The sequence below is a fragment of the Ulvibacterium sp. genome, from assembly GCF_965248315.1.
Taxonomy (GTDB): Bacteria; Bacteroidota; Bacteroidia; order Flavobacteriales; family Flavobacteriaceae; genus Ulvibacterium.
This window is the reverse complement of the sequence record NZ_CBDFIX010000002.1, coordinates 712023-737393: the sequence shown is the minus strand read 5'-3', so window position 1 is coordinate 737393 and position 25371 is coordinate 712023. Positions and strand designations below refer to the sequence as shown.

Annotated in this window: 14 protein-coding genes; 9 read left to right on the top strand and 5 right to left on the bottom strand. The window is 41.9% G+C overall.

What is annotated here, in order from left to right; translation table 11 throughout:
* Positions 1 to 83 precede the first annotated feature (83 nt).
* Positions 84 to 494 carry a helix-turn-helix domain-containing protein gene (locus ACP2AF_RS04670; protein WP_425235081.1) on the bottom strand — a complete coding sequence of 137 codons (411 nt, stop codon included), beginning with the start codon at positions 492 to 494 and terminating at the stop codon, positions 84 to 86.
* 365 nt (positions 495 to 859) lie between these two features.
* Here ACP2AF_RS04670 and ACP2AF_RS04665 point away from each other — a divergent pair, with 365 nt between their 5' ends.
* Positions 860 to 1168: a hypothetical protein gene (locus ACP2AF_RS04665; RefSeq protein ID WP_425235080.1), complete on the top strand. Its 309-nt coding sequence runs from the start codon at positions 860 to 862 to the stop codon at positions 1166 to 1168.
* Positions 1169 to 1605: 437 nt separating this feature from the next.
* Here the strand turns inward: ACP2AF_RS04665 and ACP2AF_RS04660 are convergent, their stop codons facing one another.
* The 4 genes from ACP2AF_RS04660 to ACP2AF_RS04645 all read right to left on the bottom strand — a co-directional run bounded on the left by ACP2AF_RS04660 (position 1606) and on the right by ACP2AF_RS04645 (position 9209).
* Positions 1606 to 1962 (bottom strand): toxin-antitoxin system YwqK family antitoxin, encoded by a 357-nt coding sequence (locus ACP2AF_RS04660; RefSeq protein ID WP_425235079.1) that lies wholly within the window; start codon positions 1960 to 1962, stop codon positions 1606 to 1608.
* 373 nt (positions 1963 to 2335) lie between these two features.
* Positions 2336 to 6307, bottom strand: a complete 3972-nt coding sequence (locus ACP2AF_RS04655; RefSeq protein ID WP_425235078.1) for an ATP-binding protein — start codon at positions 6305 to 6307, stop codon at positions 2336 to 2338.
* A 188-nt stretch (positions 6308 to 6495) separates the two neighbouring features.
* On the bottom strand, positions 6496 to 7845 hold the full coding sequence (locus ACP2AF_RS04650; RefSeq protein WP_425235077.1) for a sensor histidine kinase: 1350 nt from the start codon (positions 7843 to 7845) through the stop codon (positions 6496 to 6498).
* Positions 7845 to 9209, bottom strand: coding sequence for a sigma-54-dependent transcriptional regulator (locus ACP2AF_RS04645; protein ID WP_425235076.1), 1365 nt, complete (start codon positions 9207 to 9209; stop codon positions 7845 to 7847). Before ACP2AF_RS04645 ends, ACP2AF_RS04650 begins: the two co-directional genes overlap by 1 nt.
* Before the next feature lie 315 nt (positions 9210 to 9524).
* Here ACP2AF_RS04645 and ACP2AF_RS04640 point away from each other — a divergent pair, with 315 nt between their 5' ends.
* The 8 genes from ACP2AF_RS04640 (at position 9525) to ACP2AF_RS04605 (ending at position 25339) form a co-directional block, all read left to right on the top strand.
* Positions 9525 to 10871, top strand: coding sequence for a TolC family protein (locus ACP2AF_RS04640; RefSeq protein ID WP_425235075.1), 1347 nt, complete (start codon positions 9525 to 9527; stop codon positions 10869 to 10871).
* A gap of 14 nt (positions 10872 to 10885) precedes the next feature.
* On the top strand, positions 10886 to 12136 hold the full coding sequence (locus ACP2AF_RS04635; RefSeq protein WP_425235074.1) for an efflux RND transporter periplasmic adaptor subunit: 1251 nt from the start codon (positions 10886 to 10888) through the stop codon (positions 12134 to 12136).
* Between the two features lie 156 nt (positions 12137 to 12292).
* Positions 12293 to 12988, top strand: a complete 696-nt coding sequence (locus tag ACP2AF_RS04630; RefSeq protein ID WP_282160405.1) for an ABC transporter ATP-binding protein — start codon at positions 12293 to 12295, stop codon at positions 12986 to 12988.
* Between the two features lie 104 nt (positions 12989 to 13092).
* Positions 13093 to 15501, top strand: a complete 2409-nt coding sequence (locus tag ACP2AF_RS04625) for an ABC transporter permease (RefSeq protein WP_425235073.1) — start codon at positions 13093 to 13095, stop codon at positions 15499 to 15501.
* Between the two features lie 103 nt (positions 15502 to 15604).
* Complete coding sequence (locus ACP2AF_RS04620) at positions 15605 to 18040, top strand: ABC transporter permease (RefSeq protein ID WP_425235072.1); 2436 nt, start codon at positions 15605 to 15607, stop codon at positions 18038 to 18040.
* An 18-nt stretch (positions 18041 to 18058) separates the two neighbouring features.
* Positions 18059 to 20455 carry an ABC transporter permease gene (locus tag ACP2AF_RS04615; RefSeq protein WP_425235071.1) on the top strand — a complete coding sequence of 799 codons (2397 nt, stop codon included), beginning with the start codon at positions 18059 to 18061 and terminating at the stop codon, positions 20453 to 20455.
* Positions 20456 to 20492: 37 nt separating this feature from the next.
* Complete coding sequence (locus tag ACP2AF_RS04610; RefSeq protein ID WP_425235070.1) at positions 20493 to 22910, top strand: ABC transporter permease; 2418 nt, start codon at positions 20493 to 20495, stop codon at positions 22908 to 22910.
* A 29-nt stretch (positions 22911 to 22939) separates the two neighbouring features.
* Positions 22940 to 25339, top strand: a complete 2400-nt coding sequence (locus ACP2AF_RS04605; protein ID WP_425235069.1) for an ABC transporter permease — start codon at positions 22940 to 22942, stop codon at positions 25337 to 25339.
* The last annotated feature ends 32 nt before the right edge of the window (positions 25340 to 25371 follow it).

Below are 25371 nucleotides of genomic sequence, written 5' to 3'. Positions count from 1 at the left end.
ATTTCGGACCTAAAAACCTCTATATTTCCCATTTTGGTGGGCCAGCGTACATTTGTGGTTACTAAACCTGGGCAGAGTTGGGGTCAACATTTTTTATAATCCGTAGGGGTTTGGCCCGTAAACTTTTTAAAGGCCCGGTTGAAAGAGGCCTTGGAATTAAACCCACTTTCAAACGCTATCCCTAAAAGGGTTAGGTTTTGATAGTCTCCCAGCCGTATTTTTTCCTTTGCAGCCTCTACGCGATACATATTTATAAAATCGAAAAAGTTCTTTCCCTCAAGACTGTTGATTACTTGGGACAAATGATTGGGTTGTACCTTTAACCTTTCGGCCAGATTGTACAAAGTGAGCTCCTTCTCCAAGTAAGGTTTTGTGGTTTTTATCAGCTCCAACAAGGCTTGCTGTATCTGTTTGGATCTTTTTGTATCCAAACCGGAATTCCGATATTTTAAAGAATCGGCCTTTGCTATTTCTCCCTCCGGGCGCCCGTTCATTTAGAGGTTTCAACGAAAAGGGAGAATCCCACTTTGGTCCTGCAACAGGTAATAATGCCCCTATTGAACTCCCTGGAAATTGGGAACCATTGACCAATAGGCTCAACAAGACAAAAGCTGTCCGTGACCATCATTTTACCCACCAAAATATCCTCTAAGGCATTTAGGTTCTTTGCAAAAAGACCATCACAATATCTATGTACTTCGCTGGTTTCATTGCGATTTTAAGGCCTTCTGACTTAAGGCAAACCAGTACTCATTAAAAAAGTTAATATATCACATAATAAATATAAATATAAATTAATGTAAAAAAATAATAACCTTTGTACCAAAGTTTATAGAAACCTGTCAAAAAACAAATTAAAATGGAAACAAAAGAATTGAGCAAGGCGCAAAAAACGGAACAAAAAATTCAACTGGTCAAAGGAGAGTTCACCCGATCCGAAGCCTCTTTTGTAGTGAATGCCCTATTAGATGAAAAAATCAACTTTCACAAAATTCAAAGACTTCAAATCTGGGAAGGAGATCATGGACGGGAGACCAACCAACTTGATGGTCGTATCGCGGAGCTTGAGGAAGAAAAAAGAATCGCAAAGGCGTTTATCAAAGAGGCATCCAATTTGGGGCATACCTTCAAAATAAATGGCTCCCTTGAAATTACCATCAATTCTTAATACTGTTTTAAGCACACCAATTCTAGCACCTTATACAGATAGTAATCAACTTTAAAGAATTTAAAATGCAGCTGAAAAAGAAAATTTTTTTACCCATTTTGGGCATGGTTTTTCTAGTACTTTTAAACTTGTTTTCCTTTATGAACGGGGCTCTTTTCCTAGATAAGCTCCTAGCTTGTAGTTTTATTCTAACCATTGTTTTTGTAGGCAAAGTCCGTGAAAGCCTATTGCAACCTTCACAAAAAGGGAAGGTCAAACAAATTAAGCATCAAAGCTATAGGGAATCTCACCCTCCTCTTGCCAGAAGGGCATTGTAGTTTGTTTTGCTGGGGACAAAAGTAAAAGGAATGCTGGTTTGTACATTCCAAGAATGGTATGATGGAACCAAAAAGGAGGCGAATTTCGCCTCCTTTTTTTATATCAAGGAAAAGGTTGACCTAAAAAAGTGCTCTCGAATTTGTCCATTCGATAACATTGACCAGCTTTCCATTGGAATAGGTAACTTCTCGTAGGGCTTCCCCATTGGGTTTCCAATAGAACCACTCCCCGATTCTTTTACCTTCCTTGTATTCGCCTATTGCGATTTTCTTGCCATTTTCATTGAACATGATCCATTCTCCCTGGAGTTTTCCATTTTTAAAACATCCAATTTGGGAGATTTCCCCATTGTTATGATAGTATATGGCTTTTAACATGGTATCGCTTAAAACTTCAAATTTAGGTTCCTTTTTTTGTGCATGTGTAAATGCGGTATATAGGAATACCAGTACTACAATTGTCTTTAAAAGTCTCATTCTTGTTTTTTAATAATAGGTTTTGATTCTAATTTCTTTGTAATGCTTTCTAGTTAAAGAAAGATGAACAGTCATATCTCCTTTGTGCTACCCAATGGACCCTTTTACTCTCGGATAACTTGGATAATGTTGAGATTCTCTTTTCGCGTGTAGGCATTTTCCTGAACGTTGTTTTCATGTTTTCGCTTTTTATTATGTATTTACTGGATGAGTGTTTTGAAGCACAAAGGCTTGTTTATTTTTCGAGGACAAAGGAATAGCAGGCACTATTTTTTTACTATAAGGATTTGAGCAAAAACAATGACTCTTGTCGCTTGGGAAAGTCTAAAAAAGAAAAAATGTAAACGATGTCGCAAGAACTATCAATGAGGTCTTACGGCCTATTTTTATGGATGTCCTTTGGAGGATAGCCAAATTCCTCAACGAAACATTTGGTGAAATAAGAAGGACTGGAGAAGCCTACTTGAAAAGCAATATCAGAAACCCTTCCGGAATGTTTTTCGAGTAATTGCTTGGCACGCTCCAACCGATATTTACGAATAAAAAGACTAGGGGTTTGGTCTAGGATGGAAAGCATTTTGCGATGTAGTTGGGATCGACTAAGGTTTATGGCATAGGCCAATTGCTCAACACCAAAAGTTTCGTCACCCATCTTTTTTTCGATTTGATTGATTAATTTTTCCAAAAAAGCCTCTTCCATTGAGGTAACCGCAATCTCTTTGGGACTGATTAAAGTACTTTGGGCAAAGCGTTTTTGTAATTTTTTTCGATTTAGGATCAAATTTTTTACCCTCACATAAAGCTCTTCTTTGTTGAAGGGTTTGGCCAAATAGGCATCTGCCTCAATACTCAATCCTTTGATTTTGTCCTCTTCGGAAGCTTTTGCAGTAAGGAGAATTACCGGAATATGTGAAGTTACCTCTGTGTTTTTAATTTTTTGGCAGAGTTGGGTACCGTCCATTTTTGGCATCATTACATCGGAAATGATAAGGTCCGGGACTTCACTTTGTGCAATTTCAAGGCCCATTTGTCCATTCTCGGCCTCCAGTATTTTGTAATGATTTTGCATCTGGCCCTTGATGTATGCCCGCATTTCGGAATTATCCTCGACTACAAGGACCACTTCTTCAAAACCCCTGCTTTCTTGATCCGAAACTTCTTCCACCAACAATGTTTCGGCGATATTTGTTTTTGATTCCGAAGGGATGGGTTTCAGTTTGGCCAATTGATGTTCCTCAAAATGGGCCTTCCCCAAAGGCAGAACAATCTGAAAAACAGTTCCTTCCCCGGTCTTGCTTTCAACATGTATTTTCCCGCCATGTGCTTCTACCAATTCCTTGGTAAGTGAAAGACCAATACCCGTACCTTCGTGTTCCCTGGATTCGCTATTGTCCGCCTGATAAAAACGGTCGAAGATATACGGCAACTGTTCCTCATTAATTCCGATACCGGAATCCTTCACTTCCATCAAACATTTGTTTTCTTTCTTTTTGATCGAAACCTGAACTTTACCGTCTTCCTTGGTGAATTTCATCGCATTTGAAAGCAGGTTTATTAATACTTGTTCCATTTTATTCACATCATAAAAAACATAGAGCTCTTTTAATTCCGATGAAAATTCCAATTTTATTTTTCTTGAAATGGCCATTGAATCAAAGGACTCGGTCAACATGGAGACCATTTTGATAATGTTTTGTTGACTCACCTTCAAATCCAGTTTACCGGCTTCTAATTTGGATAGATCTAGCAATTGATTGATCAATCTGAGTAATCGCTTGGAATTATTGTTTATAAAGGTGAGCTTATTTTTCTGTATGGGCTTAAGGCTATCATCCTCCATTAAATCCGAGGATGGACCTAAAATTAGAGTTAAAGGGGTACGGAGTTCATGGGAAATATTTGCAAAGAAACGATTCTTTACCTCGTAAAGCTCCGCTATTTCATCGGCCTGCCTTTGGGTTTCGGCTACTGCATTGTTGATGGTTTCTTGTAACCGGAGATTTTTTCTTTTCAAATTTTTGGTGCGCCATTGACTATAGAGATAGGTCATCAAACCTATCAAAAGTATATAGGCGGCTATTGAAACCGTATTCCAGTACCACGGATAGTTTACCTTAAAACCTATGGATGTCACGGGGCTCTGGATGAAATAATCGTTTAATGCCTTGACCTTAAAAGTGTAGTCACCGGGGGGCAGGCTTGTATACTCCTTTGTATGGCTGCGAGAAGGTTCGGACCAATCCGTATCAAAACCTTCCAGCAGATATTGATATCTTTTGTTTTCGGCATCCTTGTAGCTTGTAGAGGAGAATTCGAAAGTTAGGGCCCTATTATTGTATCCAATATTTTCGAGTCGCCCCGATACTGGAGGATTGAAATAGGTGGTATCCGAAGTCGACATTTTGGTAATATGGATATTGACCTGGTTAGCTATGTTGTTCGCTTTTTCGATATCATATTCAACTACACCCTTAATGCCCCCATAGTACACTTTTCCTTTTTCGACCTGAAAGGTTCTTGCCCCCCTTATATCCCCAAACCGGGTCGTATAGGTGTTCAACGGATATAAATAATGTTCGTATTTGTCCTTTACTTGTTTGGAATTCAATAAAAAGGGGTTTCCGTCTTTCTGGATTTCGATCCAGGAATTCGACTTTTGTCCATGCTTCCAAAAATCGGTAATGGAATCATTTTTTCCTTCATAGCCCATAAATCGCCAGATTTCGGTTGTTTCCTCGAACCTGTCTTTTCCTGTATTGTAACTCAAGAAGAGTTCCTCGTCCTTTGTGACGATCAGTTCCCCATGAAAGGGATACATTGTGGTCCTACCGTTTGGAATGCCGTCTTTCAAAAAATAATTCTTGACCGTTGCATTTTCAAAATCGAACATACCGGAATCGGTAAGGGAGTATGTTATGGCATAGAAGCCATTTACCCCAGTGTCTACCCAAATTTTACCGGGCCTTTCCTGAACCAGGTGTTCGGCATCTTGGAAAAAACCAGTCAATTCCTGTTTTAAAATCCATTTGCCTTTTTCATACTTTATCTGAAAAACACCCTCTTCGTAAAGGCAAATAAAAGAATTATCATCTTCTGCCGGCCTAAGGATTTCGAGGAATATCCCCTTTGATTCGGTTTTTGAATGGTCTATAGCGGTTATTCTTTCGTTAGTATCAATAGCATATAAGCTGTCCCTACTCGTTGCGACAATAAGGTGGTTTTGAATAGTGTCCAAATCTTGTATCAAGGAAGTTATGGAACCTACATAATTAAAGCTCTTTGGCCCCAAAATCTTTAAACCGTCCGTTGTGCCAACGAACAATTTGTCATTGAACCTTTGAATGGCCGTAGTGGTACCGTCCAGACCCATTTCCGAGTCATAGTATCGTAAAGGAGCTGATAGATCTAATCTGGATATCCCGGTATTCAAGGCAAACCATATGGAACCCTCACTGTCCTCAAAAAGATTTCGGACAATTTCATTGCTAAATCCATTTTCCGAGGTCAAATGCTTTTTTAATCTTCCTTTCTCATCTAAAATGACCACTCCTCCCTTTTTCCGGGTCGTTAAAATTAAATCGCCTGAAGCTGTTTTTATAGCGTTATCCAGGCCATATTCACGAAAAATTTCAGAAGCCTCATTTTTGAATTCTTTAAGTTCTTTACCATCAAATAACCGAAGTGTATCTCTTTTCTCAATAACCCATCCTTCGTCAACAGGGAGCAAAAACTCCATTCCAACGAACTTTAGTTTTTCTCCGTTCGGAACAAGTTCAAACTTGTCTTCATTGTTTAGGGCTAAAAGCCCTTCCCTAGGCACATCGACATATAAAGTTCCATCTAGGAGCAAAAGCTTCCAGACATTGTTTTCGGTAAATTCCCAGAGTTTGGATTTTCCATTGAGCGAAACCCGTAGGACGAAGGTGTCTGTTTGATAATAGACGCTTTTTTTAAATACCAGGGTCGTCCAGACCCTGTCAAAATTTTTCAGGCTATCGGGGACGTGTTTCAAATGAGAGGTAAACTGATACGTGCCCCCCTGCTTTTTAAAGAACCCCAATTCATTGTTTCCGCCTACATAAATTTTATCATGCCCTGTGGCCAATGACCTAAGGGCTCTTTGATTGGGAACCATATCCAAATTCCAATCTTCTCCGTTGAAGCTCAAAAGACCCTCGTTGGCGAAGTACATATTGCCTCGTTCATCTTGGGCAACGGCCCAATTTTGACGATGACCTTTGTATTCCTGGGGTTCATATACGCGGTAAAACGGCATTCCGCTTTCTTGGCCCATTGACACCAAGGAAATGAAGAAAAATACAGCGGCAAAATAGATTCTCATCATTGCCAGGGTTATGCATTTGAATTCTGTGGTGCAATCAAAAAATCGGGAGATGGTCGAAAGATAATGAGCCCTTAGCCATGCTATTGTTAACTTAACGTTATAATTTCTAGGGAAGCCGCATTGAATCGCAAGGGTATTTCATTTTAGAATTACACTAAGGCACCTGGATATGTGTCCATGGGAAAACCCTAAAAAGTAAGTAGAAAGGACGTTTCCCTATTCGGTACCGAACGTACTTTTATATTTCCGCCATGTAAGTGCATGATCTGTTTGGACAGACTGAGACCAATACCGGTCCCCGCATTTTTGGTAGTAAAGAAAGGCACAAAGATTTCGTCAATAAGATCTTCAGGAATTCCAGGGCCGTTATCCCATACCTCGATAAACTTTTTGCCTATTTCGTTGGTACCGGATAAAATTTTGATGGTTCCTTTTTCCTTGCCTTCCAAAGACTGCAGGGCATTCTTGCAAAGATTGATCAATATCTGGGAAATTTGTTTTTCGTCAATGAAAAGCTCTAGATTTTCAGGATTTGCCTTTGCTTCAAAGTAGATGGCATTGTTTTGGCTCTGTTGATCCATTAGGGTTTTTACGTTGTCCAATAACTTTTGTGCGGGAACCAAAGCCTTGTCCGGAGGAGGCAAACTCAAAAAACTACGATAGGAATGTACAAAATCCATGAGGTTTCTTCCTTGCTCCTGGATTACCCCTAGACCCTTGGCGGTATTCTTTACCAGATCTTCGGTAATGTATTCGGAAGGTGCCAAACCATCTTTAAGCTGATAATACTTCAAAATGGACTCTGAAATAGAGGTAATGGGGGTGATGGTATTCATAATTTCATGGTTCAATACCCTAATAAGGCGTATCCATGAATCGGTTTCCTTTTCGTCCAATTCTTTATGGATATCCTGAACGGTGACCAGCAAAAGGGATTGCCTATCCAAGGACATGGAAGTCGCCTTTACGGCCAGATGGGTCTTTTCCCGTTCGTTGGTCAATTGAACAAGTTCCCGGTCAAAAGGCTCCAACTTTTCAAAAATTTCATAAAGGCTTTGATCCACTTGGGCCAATTGTTTAATATGATTCAGCGGTTTATAGTTCAACAGCTTCTCCAAAGTTGGGTTGGAAAATAGAATATGGCCCTTTTTGTTGAAGGTCATGATACCAATATTGGCCTGTTTTAAAATTTGTTGGTAGTACTGTTCCCGAATCTGCAGTTGAAGATGAACTTCCTGGATAAGTCCATTTACCCGGTTTAGACTTCGGTTAAGTTCCTTAAAGGATTTAATGGAGACCCGTTCAGGGAAGCGTAAGGTAAAGTCCTCATTTTTTATGGCATCAAAAAAATAGGCGATTTTTCGATTGGTGGAATTAATGAACGTAATCAAAAAATAGGTCTGGGATACCAAAAGTATAGCTAGAATACCTGTAGCAAGGTACCATTGGTTCACATATGAAATGGCCAAGGCAATGGCAGTGAAGGTAATGAGCAGTACCCTTAGGATTAGTTGAAAATAAAAATTGCGACTTGCCATTAGCTGCCCAATTTTTTCAGTTTATTATAGAGGGTCTGCCGGGAGATTCCCAATTGCTCCGCTGCTGCACTGTAATTCCCATTGTTTTGTTTTAGGGCATTGTTGATCATCAATAGCTCCATCTCCTCCAGGGTGTTAGGCCCGGTATCCATGGAAATGGCAGTTGAGGCGGTCAATAAAAAATCCTCGGGTTTTAATACGGTGCCCTCAGAAAGGATGACCGCTCGTTCCATAGTGTGTTGTAATTCGCGAACATTCCCCGGCCAATTATAGACCATTAGCTTTTCTTGGGCGGCTTGGTTGATACGTAAACCCTGTTTCCCATACTTGGACATGAACCTATTGAGATAAAAATCGGCCAAAACCAAAATATCCCCTTCCCTTTCACGTAGGGGCGGAACATTAATTTGAATCGTATTGATGCGATAGAGCAAATCCTCCCTAAAAAGGCCATCGGCCACCATTTTCTCCAAATCGCTATTGGTGGCACATATGAGCCGGATATCCACCGGAATAGATTTGTTGGATCCTACGCGCACTATGGTCTTATGCTGAATAGCGGATAACAATTTGGCCTGTGTCTGTAGGGATAAGTTTCCAATCTCATCCAGAAAAAGGGTGCCTCCGTTGGCGGCCTCGAACTTTCCGGCTCGGTCTTCCTTCGCATCCGTAAATGCTCCTTTTAGATGCCCAAAAAGCTCGCTTTCAAAAAGGGATTCGGAGATGGAACCCATATCCACGGAAATGAATACTTCTTGGCTACGGTGAGACGTATGATGGAGTTCACGGGCGATCAATTCCTTACCGGTTCCGTTTTCACCTGTAATCAATACGTTTACATCCGTTTTGGAAACTTTGCGCGTTAAGTTAAGAACGGAATGCAGTGCTTTGGAATTTCCAATGATGTAATGTTTCTTTTGGTTGATAACCTGTTTTAGGTTGTCCTGTTTCTGCTTTAGTTCCTTAACCTGTTTTTGGGACTTTCGCAAAGCATAGGCCGATTTTACCGTGGTCAGTAACCGCTCATTGTTCCAAGGCTTTAGAATAAAATCGGAAGCTCCCTCCTTAATGGCCTTTACGGCCAAGTCCACGGCCCCATAGGCGGTCATCATGATCACGGAAATGTGGGGCGCTTTCTTTTTAATTTCCTTTAACCAAAACAACCCTTCGTTACCGGTGTTTACTCCGGCGGAGAAATTCATATCCAATAGAACGATATCCAAATTCTGAAATCCAGGGAAGGAAGATATCTGGTTGGGATTGGAGATAGTCGCTACATTCTTGTATTCAAATTGAAGCAATATCTCCAGGGCGCTCAGCACGCTTTTGTTGTCATCGATTACTAAGATATTGGCGTCCAGCATGGAAAAAAATAATATGCCCCTTGTCGTAGGGTATGAATTGAAATATAGATTCGAATCCCTGCGAATATGGGGGAACCAATCCGGCAAAACCATTTGCAAAAAGGAACGGATTACTTCATGCCTCGCAAAGACCTAATAAAACTACAATTTGAAATTGAGTTTTTTAAATCAGTGTCAATTTTTTGGACACTATCTGTATAACTTTTTTACAGTCTAAATACCAATCAACATAAAAATAAATTGTAAAACACTGTATTTCAGCACTATAAATATTTGGCACAACAATAGCGTACATTTTGGCACAATGAATACCAAATGAATTTGAAAGTAAAAATCATCATGTTCCTCATAGGTTTTATTTCCGTACATCTGTCGGCCCAACAAAAATGGTCACTGGATGAATGCGTATCCTATGCCTTGGAGCACAATTTACCGCTCAACGATTTTGAATATACGGCCCAGTCCAATAAGGAGACCTATAGGCAATCCATTCGAAATCTGCTACCGGATATAAGCGCACGCACAAATTACGTCATCAACTTTGGGCGTAGTACAGATCCGTTTACGAATGATGTAGTAACTACGGAATTTTTCTCTAACAGTTACAATTTGGATGCTTCCATAGATTTGTTCCAAGGTTTCCAAAAGCTAAACTCCATCAAGGCGTCTAAATTTTTGTATAAGGCCACTCAGGAAGAAGCCTTGCAGCAAAAATATCTATTGGCATTCCGGGTAATGCAGGCCTTTTATGATATTCAGTTTTTTGAGGGATTGGTCGCCATTTCCAAGGAGCAGGTGGCCGTGTCCCAATCCAATTTGGACTTGGTAAAAAAACAGATTGAATTGGGCCTTATGGCGGGTGCCGACCTGTATGAAGCGGAATCCCTTTTATTGACCGATAAATTGAACCTTACCCAAAGTGAAAATCAGCTGGTAACCGCAAAGCTACAACTGATTCAGGAAATGAACCTGGAAGATGCGGACGATATCACCATACAACCCGTGATGGCAAAAAAAGAGAGCCCTGATGGATCGGTACAAATCCAATCTGATTCCATCTTTGCGGAGGCCCAAAGCTTTTTACCCTTGATCAAGGCACAGGAACTGCGGGCAAAGGCCGCGAAAAAACAAGTGGCGGTGGCCAGAGGAGCGTTATCTCCTTCGTTGAACTTGTTTTGGGGTGTAGGTACCGGATATTTTGAGACCACCACGGATTCTTTGGGAAGTACCATTCCCTTTCGTGATCAATTCCGTGATAATACCTTTCAATTTGTCGGGGTAGGCCTTAACATACCCATTAGCAATAGATGGTCCAACCGATCTAGGGTAAAGCAAAATAAAATCGAACGGCTTAGGGCAGAGAACAATTTGGATGTTCAAAAACAAGTGCTCTTTCAGACCATTCAGCAATTGGTTCAGGAATACAAGGCCCTTCAGGTAGAATATGAGCAAAGTGGTCAAAACGTAGAGGCCCAGAACCTGGCCTTTACCATTGCACAAAAACGATACGAAAAAGGATTGATCAATGCGCTGGAACTGTTTACCGCAAAAAATTTGTTTGCCAGCGCCCAAAATACAAACTTACAGGTTAGGCTCCGTTTGGAAGTCAATAAGAGCACATTGGATTTTTATAGGGGCCTACCGGTATTTGACATTAACTAAAGGAAATACGATTTATGGATATTCAACTTGAAAAGAAAAAAGGACTACGACCAAAACACTACGGCTATATTGCCCTAGGGGTATTGTTACTTTTTACGGCATATCAACTACTGTTCGCCAGTTCCGTTTCCACCTTTCGGACAGAAAAGGACAAACTTTCCATAGCGGAGGTCACCCAAGGAAAGTTTGACGATTATATCACCATCAATGGTTTTGTGGCACCTATTGCTACCATCTATATGGATGCCTACGAAGGTGGCCGTGTAGAGGAAAAGTTAATTGAAGAAGGAGCCATGGTCAAAAAAGGCGATATCATTCTGAAATTGGATAATATAAATCTTTATGAGCAGATATTACAGAGTGAAAGTGGTTTGGCATTGAAACAGAACGATTTGCGTTCTACGAAGTTGACTTTTGATTCACGCCAGGTAGAAGGACGAAGAAATTTAGCCACCGCCCAAAACGACCTGACTCGGACAAAACGGAACTATGAACAGAATAAGTCCCTTTATGAAGAGGAACTTATCTCGCAAGAAGACTATTTGGTTTCCAAGGAGAACTATGAACTGTCGCAAAAACAGTATGAGATAGTAAAGGTGCAAACGGAGAACGATGATGAATTGAGAAATAATTCCTTGCCGGTCTTGGAAGCCGATTTAAACCGTATGCAGAAAACCTTGGGCATGGTCTATCAGCGCTTGGATCATTTAAATGTGAGGGCACCGGCAGATGGCCAATTGGGCTTTTTGGATGCTGAGATTGGCCAGAACATTTCCCAGGGACAGCGTATCGGGCAGATCAATGTGCTTACCGATTTTAAGATAGAGGCAGACATAGATGAGCATTATATAGATCGGGTACAACGCGATTTGACCGCTATTTTGGAGCGGGCCGGCAAGGAATACCCGTTGCGTTTGCGTAAGGTCTATCCTGAAGTACGGAATGGAAAATTTAAAGTGGATTTGGTCTTTACAGAAGAAAAACCGGAAACCATACGGACCGGGCAGAGCTATAATATCAAACTGCAATTGGGGGAATCCTCGGATGCCCTGTTATTGCCCAAGGGAAGTTTTTTCCAAAGCACGGGAGGTCAGTGGATTTTTGTCGTCGGTAACGGTGGCGATGAAGCTATAAGACGTAATATCCGAATTGGAAAACAAAATTCAAGATTCTATGAGGTGCTTGAAGGATTACAGGATGGCGAAAATGTAATCACCAGTAATTACGACAGCTTTGGGGAAGCGGAACGGATTGTGTTGAAATAGCTCCCGGAGCCTAGCCTTAGCTACCCTTAAATAGAACAGGTTCAGGGGTAGGAACGGAAGTAAACGGGCATATATAGAAAAAAAGAACCAAAAACTGTCACCAAAATAAAATATAGAAGTCCTTAATTATAACGCGTAAAACCCAATCAGGAAATGATGATACAGATTAAAGAATTAAAGAAGAGTTTTAGAACCGAGGAAGTGGAGACCCTGGCTTTGAACAAAGTAAACCTAAAGGTGGAAGAAGGTGAATTTGTAGCCGTAATGGGTCCTTCCGGGTGTGGGAAATCCACCCTGTTGAACATTGTAGGGATGCTGGACAATCCTACTGAAGGTAGTTACCAATTTGCCGGCCATGAGGTGGCCGGACTCCGGGAAAGCCAACGAACCCAATTGCGAAAAGGAAACCTGGGTTTTGTTTTTCAAAGCTTCAACCTTATCGATGAGCTCACGGTCTTTGAAAATGTAGAGCTTCCGTTGATTTATCTTAAAATGGGCAAAAGTGAACGCAGGGAAAAGGTAATGAAGGTACTAGAGCGGATGAAGATCGCACACCGCGAGAAACATTTTCCACATCAATTATCCGGAGGGCAGCAACAGCGTGTGGCCATTGCCCGCGCCGTGGTAACCAATCCTAAATTAATATTGGCGGATGAGCCAACAGGTAATCTCGATTCCAAAAATGGACTGGAGGTTATGAACCTGTTAACGGAACTCAACCAAGAGGGTACTACCATAGTTATGGTAACACACTCTGATCACGATTCGCATTTTGCACATCGCATTGTGAACCTTTTCGACGGACAGATCGTTACGGAAAGCCAGAATAGGGCTATTGGCGCCACGGTCTAGACTTGTCCGGGGCCTAATAGCCGCGGATTAAGGAGTTTATTCATCAATCAACGGATACTGAAAAGAACCAATATGTAAGGTCAGTATCAAAAGGCTAGAGGGCCATGTTTAAAAACTATCTGAAAATTTCGTTGAGGCATATCTGGAAGCATAAAGGGTTGTCCCTCATCAAAATTGTTGGTCTGGCCACAGGTATATCAGCTTTCTTTTTGCTTGCTATATATCTGAAACATGAGCTCAGTTATGATAATTTTTATCCTGATAAGGATAGAATCTATCGGGTTACCACAAAATACTTGGAGGAAGGTTTTTATGGGGTCGATTATCCAGCACCTTTTTCCAAGGTATTGGTGAACGACTTTCCCGAAGTGGAAAAAGCGGGAAGGTTTATGCCAATAAGTTGGTTCAACCAAATAAGACCAGGCCATCAGCAAGAAAATTATTTTGAAGAAGGATTTGCCTATGTGGATTTGGATCTTTTGAAAATATTGGATATCCCCTTGGTAAGTGGTGAATATGAAAATTCAATGGGGGAACCCAATACCATTTTAATATCTCAAAGTAAGGCCCAAAAATACTTTTCAAATATAAATCCTATAGGACAAAGGCTTATCCTAAACAACAGTGAAGAAACTCTTTATCATATAGCCGGTGTATTTAAGGACTTCCCCACCAATTCCCATCTTGATGTTGACTTTTTGGTTTCTTTGGCCGGAGTAGAGTTTTGGCCTGGCGAACAAGAGTATTGGGGAGCCAACATGTACGATGTTTACTTAAAATTAAATCCCAAGGCCAATGTTACCGAGTTTAACGACAAACTATCCAATGTAACCACAAAGTATTTTCTGCCAAGTTGGATAGAGCGGGATTTCTCCAATCCTCAGGACATCGCAAATAACCTAAAGCATGAACTACAGCCTATAGAGAAAATTTATCTGGGTTCTGAGGAAGTTAGGGACAATCTACCCCATGGCAATAGGCAATTGTTATGGCTGTTTGCTTTTTCCGGCCTATTAATAATTGGTATTGCATGCGTAAATTTTATTAACCTATCTACCGCCCGCTATACCCTAAGGTCCAAGGAAATCGGGTTGAGAAAAGTAATTGGAGCAAGTAAAAAACAAGTGGTTTCCCAATTCTTGGTAGAATCGGTATTGTTTAGCATACTGTCATTGATAATAGGGGTTTTCTTGGCCTATGCCCTCCTACCCTTTGTCAACGGGATTACGACAAAATCATTGGAATTTCCGGATTGGACCATTGGGGGAACCTCTATTCTGGTAGCGAGTGCAATTTTTCTTGGCCTTATTACCGGCTTGTATCCGTCTTTGTATTTGTCAAAACTAAAAATAGGTTCAAACGGAAAATCAAATTCTTCCGGTGTAAAAGGAAACGCTTCCTTTAGGAACTCCCTTGTAGTGTTTCAATTTGTGATTTCCATAGTTCTGATTATTTGTACCCTAGTGGTTTACCAGCAAATGAAATATGTTTCCGATAAAGATTTGGGATTTGATAAGGAACAGGTACTAGTCATAAAGGGAACAGATGGTCTTGGCCCAAAAATCTCCACTTTTAAAGAACAGATTTTGCAATTAAATGATGTGGACAATGCTTCCATAAGTGATTATTTGCCCGTGGAAGGAGCAATGCGTTATTCGGATTCCTTTTGGAAACAAGGCAGACAAAGTATTGAACAGGGTATAAATTCACAAATATGGGGGGTCGATTACGATTACATCCCAACCTTGGGAATTACAATGGTCCAGGGACGAAATTTCGATGAGAAATTTGTTTCGGATTCAACGGCAATACTTGTTAGCAAAACGTTTTCAGAGAAGTTGGGCGTAGACGATGTCATCGGCGCTAGGATTACGAATAAGGAAAAATCTTGGAAAGTTGTTGGCGTGTTTGAGGATTTTCACTTTGAATCCTTAAAACATCAAATCTCCTCATCGGCGTTGATTCTAGGCCAATCCAATTCTATGATTTCGGTCAAAACGGGGGATAGCAACCTAGAGGGAACACTATCTTCAATAAAAAAAGTATGGGATGCTATGAACCCTACATCTCAATTTCGCTATGATTTTTTGGATGAGAGTTTTGTAGCAATGCACAAAGAGATCGAAGGTGCTGGAAAACTGTTCAATGCATTTGCCCTACTGGCTATTGGAATAGCGTGTCTTGGCCTATTTAGCCTAACCACATTTATCGCGGAGCGACGTAAGAAAGAAATAGGGATCAGAAAGGTTTTGGGCGCCTCCGTGACGAGCGTAACTGCTCTGATATCAAAAGAATTTCTTGGCCTCGTTTTAGTTGCCATTACCATAGCGGTTCCAATAGGAGGGTCTATTATGAGTAGGTGGTTGGAAGATTTTGCCTACCATATAGATTTAAGCTGGACCATATTTTTCATGGCAGGATGTATAGCCATTTTAATTGCACTGATAACAATAACCTATCAAAGTATAAGAACGGCGCTTTCCAATCCAGTAAAAAGCCTGCGTATGGAATAAACCCCTTTTGTCACCCTGGGCGCAGTCGAAGGGTAGTCAAAGAAATGAGACCTAACAAGTCTTAAGTTAAAAGAAAAGAATTTGTCATCAATCAATATACATCATGCTTAAAAACTATCTAAAAATCGCTTGGAGGAGCCTTAAGAAGCAACCTTTTTTTACCTTTCTAAATACATTTGGACTGGCCATTGGCATGGCAGGCGGACTCCTAATCGCCCTCTATATCCATGATGAATTGAGCTACGATACCATGTTCCCCGATGCGGATCGTATACATCGGGTCAATGCGGATATCAAGTTTGGAGGGGAGGACCGCAAATTTGCCGTTACCCCGGCCCCGATGGCGGAGGCCATGGACAATGATTTTTCCGAAGTGGAGCTTGCCACGCGATTTCGTACAAGGGGGAGCATGCTGATTAGAAAATCAGGTACCGAAGTCAATGTTAAGGAATTGCAATCCACTTTTGTGGACTCCACCTTTTTTGAAATGTTCGATGTAGCTCTTTTGGTGGGTGACGTAAAAACTGCCCTAAAGTCTCCCAATACCCTGGTATTGACCAAATCGGCCGCCGAAAAGCATTTCGGTATCCAAGATGCCTTAGGGCAAAACCTACTTTTGAACAATACGGAAACCTATACGGTTACCGGAGTGATAGACGATTTCCCTAAAAACTCGTTCCTCAGGGATCACTCAATTTTTATGGCCATGGCCGGCTATGATGATTCCCGTGTGGTGAACTGGGGCAGTAACAACTATCAAACGTTCATCAAGTTGATTCCATCGGCTGAGGTCGAGAATTTGCAATCTCCGTTACGCGACTTTTTGGGCAAATATGTAATTCCCGGGGTACAACAATTTATGCCGGGCATTACCGAGGAACAGTTCAAGGCTGCGGGAAACCACTTGATCTATAGTACCATTCCGTTGACCGATATACATTTGAAGTCCGATAGGGTGGCCGAAATAAGCGGCAACAACAATATTAAGAGCATATACATACTTTCTTTTATCGCGATATTTCTAATCGTTTTGGCCAGCGTAAATTTCATGAATTTAAGTACGGCCCATTCTTTAAGGAGGGCCAAGGAAGTTGGTATACGAAAAACGCTTGGGTCTAATCGGAGAGCGCTGATCCGTCAGTTTTTGATTGAGTCCGGTCTGGTTTCTTTCGGTTCACTTTTGGTAGCTTTTGTTCTGGCCATCCTGGTTTTGCCCTATTTTAATATTTTGGCGGATAAGGATATTTCCATGCCCTTTGCCAATCCTTTCTTTTGGTTGATTTTGTTGGTTTCGGGATTTGTCCTGGCACTGTTTTCCGGAAGCTATCCGGCCTTTTTCATCTCAAAATTTGTTCCGGTGAAAGTGCTAAAAGGCACCGCAGGCAATAGTTTGGGGGGAGGGGGCATACGAAACGGGCTGGTAATATTTCAATTTGCGATTTCCGTTTTTTTGATAATCGGCACCTTGGTCGTTTATCAGCAATTGCAGTACATACAGAATAAGGACCTTGGTTTTTCCAAAGACCAAGTGCTGATAGTTAACGATGTTTTTACTGCTGGAAATCAAGTGGCTTCTTTTAAGGAAGAGGTGAAAAAACTAGGTTTCGTCAATAATGCAACTCTGAGCAGTTTTTTTCCAACACCTTCCGGCAGGTCGGATAGTGTTTTTGCTCCTGAGGAAGGGGCCACCAATCAAGAAAATGCCGTAAGCATGCAAACATGGGAAGTTGACCATGATTATGTATCGACCATGGATTTTGAGATTATCGCAGGAAGGGATTTTGATCGGGCGTTCAAAAGTGATTCAACAAGTATAATAATCAATGAATCCGCAGTCGCTACCATCGGGGGTTCCCCGGAAGATGCCATAGGCATGCGTTTTACACAGGATTTAGGTGCGGAAAGACCTAAGTATTTCACAATTATTGGAGTGGTAAAGAACTTTCACTTTTCCCCCTTTAGGGAAGAAATAGAAGCCTTGAGTCTTCATTTGAGCGGTTGGGCGAGTTCAATGGCCGTAAAGTTGGAAACCGACAATTTTTCAAATGCAATAGCAAGTATAGAGGGGATTTGGAACAAAGTTGCGCCCGGCCAACCCTTTGATTATTACTTTATGGAAGATTCATTTAATGACACCTATAAATCCGAACAACGCCTGGGCCGCATTTTTATCATATTTACTACCCTGTCCATTTTAATTGCGTGTCTTGGATTATTTGGATTGGCTGCCTTTAATGCTGAAAAAAGAACCAAGGAAATCGGAGTCAGAAAGGTACTGGGTGCCAGTGTGGGCCAAATTTCATATCGACTCACCGTGGACTTCATAAAGTTGGTTGGAGTAGGCATACTCATTTCGTTGCCGATAGGGTGGTATGCCATGGATCAATGGCTTCAGGATTTTTCCTATCGCATTGAAGTCAGTTGGTGGATATTGGCCTTTGCAGCCTCATTGGCCGTGGGGATTGCCATAGTAACGGTTAGCTACCAAAGTATTAAAGCGGCCGTAGTAAACCCTATAAAAAGTTTACGTACGGAATAATCAAAAAAACGAGCAATTATGTTTAAGAACTATTTAAAAATCGCCTGGCGGAATTTAAGGAAGAATAAAATTTATTCGGTCATCAACGTAGGTGGGCTGGCCATTGGAATGGCGGTGGCCCTAATGATCGGGCTTTGGGTAGCGGACGAATTGACCCGAGACCATTACTATGGGAACAAGGACCAAATCGCCCAGGTGTATCAGAATCGCATGAGAAATGGAAGTATCGATACCGGGAATGCCGTTCCCAGACCCTTGGAGTTTGTGCTCCGGGAACAATATGGAGACCATTTTAAACATATTGTGATGGCCTCATGGGAATGGAAGCAAAGCCTGGAATATAACAACAATGTTGTTTCCCGTATGGGGAATTGCATGCAAGCCGGGATCACCGATATGTTGGACTTTAAAATCGTGAACGGCCAGAGAAATGGCCTTCAGGATATTGAAGGTGTTATGTTGGACGAATCCACCTCCCAAGCTCTTTTTGGATCGGAGGACCCCATAGGAAAAGTCGTCCGGATAAATAATGAAATTGATGCAACCGTAACCGGCGTGTATGAAGATATCCCTTTTAATAATTCGTTCCATGGCCTTCAATTTTTGATGCCTTGGGAAAGGTATGTGGTATGGCGCGAATGGGTTGCCGAGGCCAGGGATAATTGGAACAACAACTCGTTTCAGATGTTCGTACAAATTGCGGATAACATGAACATGGATGAGGTAACCGCTACAATCAAAAATGCCAAAAAAGATCAACTTCCCGAGGCCCAAAGCAATCCACAACTCTTCCTTTTTCCTATGAAGGATTGGTATTTACGGGGGAATTTTGAAGAAGGTCGGCAGGTAGGTGGTCGGATTACCTACGTTAAGCTATTCGGTTTTATAGGGATTTTGGTACTGGTACTGGCCTGCATCAATTTTATGAACCTCAGTACGGCACGGTCCGAAAAAAGGGCCAAAGAAGTAGGACTTCGGAAAACGATAGGCTCCAACAGGCGCCATTTGATACATCAATTTCTTGGGGAATCTTTAATGGTCACTCTTTTGGCTTTCTTTTTGGCGGTTATCTTGGTTTTGGTCTTCTTGGATGGCTTTAACCAATTGTCAGGAAAAGAGGTTCATTTTCCATGGGAAAGCCCAATATTCTGGATGGCTTCTTTGCTCTTTATCTGTCTTACAGCATTAGTATCCGGGAGCTATCCGGCCTTGTATCTGTCTTCCTTTAAACCTGTGGAGGCCTTTAAGGGCAAATTCAAAGCTGGTCGACTTTCGGTGCTACCTAGAAAGATTTTGGTGGTAACACAATTTGCAGCTTCGGTGGCCTTTATCATCGGTACTCTTGTGGTACTACAGCAGATACGGTTTGTAAAAGACCGACCTGTTGGCTATGATAAAGAGGGACTCATACAAATCCCCGCAGCGGGACAGGAGTTCTCGGAAAAAAGAAATCTTGTTCGCACTGAATTTCTGGCATCAGGTGCCATAACCGAAATGTCCACCGCCAGTGCTCCTACCACCGAAATATGGTCCAACACGGGCAATTATACCTGGGACGGAAAACCGGACGATTTTCAAGTAAGTTTGGCTTGGACCTTCGTGTCCCCGCAATATGCCAAATCCCTTGGTTTGGAGGTTGTCATGGGAAGGGATTTCTCCCAGGAATTTCCAACAGATTCCAATGCCGTCCTTATCAATAGGGCAGCTATGAACTATATGGGCTTTACCGATCCGATCGGCAAATTCCTGAGGGACACGGATAGCGAGAATCCCGGTCCCCCCTTGCAAATTGTTGGGGTAATCGAGGATATGATCGTACAATCTCCTTTTGAGCCGGTAAGACAAGGGGTGTATGCATTCGATAAATACGGCATAACCAATTTCTACAATCTTCGGCTAAACCCACAAAGAAGTACAGAGGAGAATCTTGCCAGGATAGAAGAGGTGTTTAAGGAACACTTTCCCAAAACCCCTTTCGACTATCAATTTGTGGACAACCAATTTGCCATCAAGTTCCAATCAGAGGAGCGTGTGGCAAGTTTGGCGGGAATCTTCACGGTTTTGGCCATCTTCATAAGTTGCCTGGGACTCTTCGGCCTTACGGCCTTTGTGACGGAACAGCGAACCAAGGAAATAGGGGTGCGCAAGGTTTTGGGCGCTTCGGTATTTGGTTTATGGAAAATGCTTTCCAAGGACTTTATGGCCCTGGTCCTTATTGCATGTACGCTAGCTGTGCCCATAGCCTTTTATATCATGCGGGGATGGTTGCAAAATTATACGTATAGGATCGATCTTTCGTGGATGCTATTTGCGGCGGCGATTTTCGGGGCCCTGTTCATCACGGTCATTACAGTAAGTTTTCAGGCCATAAAGGCTGCCAATACCAATCCTGTAAAGAGTTTACGGATGGAATGAGACAAGTGACACATTATAGCATCGAAAATGAATAGGTATGTTAAGGAATTATTTGATAGTTGGGTTTAGAAATATTGTTAGGAACAAGGCGTTTTCAATAATCAACCTCTCGGGCCTTGTATTGGGAATGGTAAGCTTTCTCCTGATTTTTTTATGGATACAGGACGAAAAAGCAGTAGATGGTTTTCACGGAAATTCCGATACGCTCTATAATGTCTACTATACAGCGGTTTCCGAGGGTAAAACAGATGGAACCTATACAACACCTACGAATTACGATGCAGGACAACAACGTTATTTTCCCCTATTGGAGGGAATGCAACAAGGTATAGACGGTATAGAACGTTCCAATTTCTATGTGACGGGCTATGAGCTTCCCTGGGGATATCCGGAAACATTTGAAGTTGGGGATAGAATGTATAAAATGGAGGGGGCAAGGGCCGGGGAGGACTTTTTTGAAATGTTCGATTACCCCATTATTGCAGGCGATACTTCTATGCCCTTAGGTGAAATAAATACCATTGTCATTTCTAGGAAAATGGCGGAACTATTTTTTGATGGCCCGCAAAATGCCGTAGGCAAAACGATTCGATACGAGAATAACCTAGATCTTAAAGTTACCGCTGTTTTTGAGGATGTAACAACAAAGAGCTCTCTTTCCTTCGACTTTTTGATCGATTGGGAGTCCTATGCCAAATCAAGATTACTTATTGCCTCTCATAATGTACTTTCAACGGTTCAAATTTCAACTACGGCAGACCCTTATCAGGTTGCACAAAATATCAATACCTACCTACAAACTCGGTTGGATCCCAATAACCCTATTCGGATGGAAGCCCATTTACAGCCCTTTAAGGACAAATACCTCAAGGGGCGTTTTGAAAATGGCAAGCCGATCGATGGGCGTATGGAATACATCAAACTTTTTGCCGGGGTAGCCATCTTCATTTTGGTTATTGCCTGTATCAACTATATGAACCTTGCTACGGCCAGATCGGTAAAGCGGGCCAAGGAAGTCGGGGTACGGAAAGCTGTAGGCTCCCTAAAGGGACATTTGATCCGTCAGTTTATATTGGAATCGATTTTACTTTCGTTCTTTGCCGTTGTTGTTTCAGTACTTTTAACAGGATTGTTACTGCCTTTGGTAAATTCCTTTACGGGGAAGGAAATTGCCTTGCCGTTCCATAATGTTTACTATTGGATGGTGGTACTAGGCTTGATTGTCTTTACCGGTTTTTTTGCCGGTAGTTATCCCGCACTTTTTCTGTCTTCATTGAAACCTGTACAAGTGTTGAAAGGAACATTTCGGTTTACGGGTTCTTCGGAATGGCTAAGAAAGGGACTGACCATTTTCCAATTCGGGCTCTCCATTTTGCTATTGATAGCGGCTATGGTCGTTTCACGTCAAACGGATTTTGTGCAGCATTCCAATTTGGGATACAATAGGGACAACTTGATATACATCCGTATTGAAGGAACGTTGGCCAATGCCGAAAAATATGCCGTGTTCAAGGATGAGGCTTCCAGATTGCCCGGGGTGGCCTTGGTAGACCGCAGTAGTGAGGCCCCACATGCCATGGAATTTGAAGTAGCGGATCCCATCGATTGGGAAGGTAAGGGCGAGGGGGTTTCCGTTGGATTTATGCCCAAATCCGTAGGGTTTGATTTTTTAAGCATATTGGACTTAAAAGTTGCGGATGGCCGGGGGTTTTCAAAAAAGATTGCTTCGGATTCCACGGATGCCTTTATGGTGAATCGAGAGGCTGTCCGACAAATGGGAATTACCGATCCCTTGGGGAAATGGGTCTCCGCCTGGGATAAAAAAGGGCGTATTATTGGCATTTTGGAGGATTATCATACCGCTTCTCTTCATCAGAGGATAAAGCCGGTTATCGTGGATGTAAAGGAAAATCTCAATTTCGGATTTATCCTAATTCGGACCAAGCCGGGTAAGACCAAGGAAGCCTTGGCCCAATTAAAGACGTTGTACGCAAAAATAAATCCTTTGCGCCCTTTTGATTATCAGTTTGCCGACAGCGAATATCAAGCGCTATACAAAAGCGAGCAGGTGGTTGCCAAGTTGTCCAATATCTTTTCCGTTTTTGCCATCATTATTTCCTGTTTGGGACTATTGGGGCTTGCCATGTTCTCGGCACAACAACGTGTTAGGGAGATAGCCGTACGGAAAGTATTGGGTGCCTCGACCACTGCGATTATCAATTTGTTTTCCAAGGATATTTTAAGGCTTGTAGGTTTTTCTTTTTTGATTGCCGCCCCTGTAGGATGGCTGGTGATGGACGGCTGGTTGGAGGGCTTTGCCTATAAAATAAACCTTTCTTGGTGGATTTTTGCCTTAACAGGTGTCATAGCATTTGGTGTGGCTTTTTTAACGATCAGTTCACAATCGTTTAGGGTGGCCCGGGCCAATCCCGCAAATTCATTACGCTCTGAGTAAAAATAGTTGTCGATTAAAAAAGAAAAATCATGCTTAAAAACTATCTAAAAATCGCGTGGCGGAGTTTACTTAAGAAAAAAGGCCATTCATTTTTAAATATTGGTGGCTTGGCACTGGGAATGGCCGCTACACTGCTTATCGGTATTTGGGTCTATGATGAGCTTTCCTATAACAAAGGCTTTGAAAATTATAATTCCATTGCACAGGTAATGCAGACCCAAAACTTCAGTGATGGGATAAAGACAGGGGTCAATCAACCTATGCAACTGGCCCCGGTGCTCCGAACAATGTATAGAGATCATTTTAAACATGTGATAACCAGTTCGTTTACAAATAATGAACTCTTGACCGTAGGCGAAAAAGATGAAACCAAAGTTACCCGCACAGGAAATTTTATGGAACCAGGTATTGCCCATATGCTATCCCTTAAGATGTTAAGGGGAGAAAGGGATGCCTTAAAAGACCCAACCTCCATGCTGTTATCGGAGTCCACGGCCATGGCCTTGTTCGGAAATTTAAACCCGATGGGCCAAAATGTAAAGATTGGTACTATGATGGAAGCCCAGGTGGCCGGGATTTATAAGGATCTCCCTCGGAATTCGGATTTTGCGGACCTGAGCTTTATAGCTCCTTGGGAACTATTAAAGACCACGGCTAATTTTGAGGAACGTGTGGGATGGGGCAACAACTGGTTCCAAACCTATGTGCAGTTGTCGGAAGGAGCGGATTTGGCCATGGTTTCCAATTTGATCAAAGATGTAAAGTACAATCATGAAAAGAATGCGGACGGAGGTGCAAAAACCAAACCTGTGATTCATTTGCATCCCATGAAAAAATGGCATCTGTACTCCCGTTTTGAAAACGGCATAAATACAGGTGGTGCCATTGAACGTGTCTGGTTGTTTGGTATTATTGGCATTTTTATAGTACTGTTGGCCTGTATCAACTTCATGAACCTCAGTACGGCCAAATCGGTCAAGAGGGCCAAGGAAGTAGGTATTCGAAAGACTATTGGCTCGGTCAAAAACCAATTGATTTTTCAATTTCTGAACGAATCTTTCCTAGTGGTTTCCCTGGCCTTTGTAATTTCTTTAGTCCTGGTTTTGTTGGCCTTACCGTTTTTCAACGACCTTACGGATAAGGCCATGTCAATACCGTATAATAACCTTTGGTTTTGGGTATCGTGCCTTTTCTTTATGTTATGTACCGCATTTATTGCGGGAAGTTATCCGGCCTTTTACCTCTCGTCCTTTAATCCCGTTAACGTGCTAAAAGGAACCTTTAACAGTGGAAAAGGTGCTTCTGGCCTACGCAGGGCCTTGGTTGTATTCCAGTTTACTATTTCCGTGGTCCTTATTATTGGCACCATCGTTATTTATAACCAAATACAATATGCAAAGGAAAGACCGGCCGGGTATGACAAGGAAAGATTGCTTTATGTGCCCATCAATAATCCCGAAGTGCGTAACAGTTTTGAAGCAATACGCAGCGAAATTTTACAATCCAATGATATTAAGGAAGTAGCGGCTTCCGATGTGTTGGTTACGGGCACCTTTGTTACCAATAGCGGTTTCGATTGGAAGGGCAAGGACCCTGCAATGAGCGAGGAGTTCAATACCTTGAGGGCAACGCACGGCTTTGGGGAAATGATCAATTGGGAAATCAAGGAGGGACGCAACTTTTCGCGTGACTTTAAGAGTGATTCCTTGGCCTTTATCATCAATGAAACGGCAGCACGTTATATGGGATTGGAAAATCCTGTGGGAGAATTTGTAAAGTGGGGCAAAAATGGTTCTTTTAAAATTGTTGGTGTGGCCAAGGATATGGTAACGCGGTCACCCTATGAACAAGTTAGACCTACAATTTTCACGCTACATTATGGGGAGTTTCTAAGTTTCATCAACGTAAAAATTGATAAAGGGGGTAATACCAAAACTGCACTGGCCCATATTGAAAAGGTATTTAACAGGCACGACCCCAAGAGTTTGTTCACCTACAATTTTTTAGATGATGAATATGCCCGCAATTTTATTGATGAGGAGCGTATGGGCAAACTGGCCGGCTTTTTTGCACTATTGGCCATTTGCATAAGTTCTCTGGGGATCTTTGGGCTTTCGGCCTTTGTAGCGGAACAGCGAACCAAGGAAATAGGTATACGTAAAGTTCTGGGAGCATCAGTCTATAGCTTATGGAAATTGTTATCCAAGGATTTTGTAGTGTTGGTCTTTATATCCTGCTGTATCGCTATTCCCATCGGATATTATTATATGAACGGGTGGATCGGGAAATACTCCTATAGGGCTGAAATAAGTTGGTGGATTTTTGCTGCCGCCATACTGGGTGCCTTGGCCATTACTTTGCTCACGGTAAGTTTTCAGGCCATAAAAGCGGCCATAGTAAATCCGGTAAAGAGTTTACGTATGGAATAAAAGCCCCTCTTGGAACCCGTAGTGGAATCAAA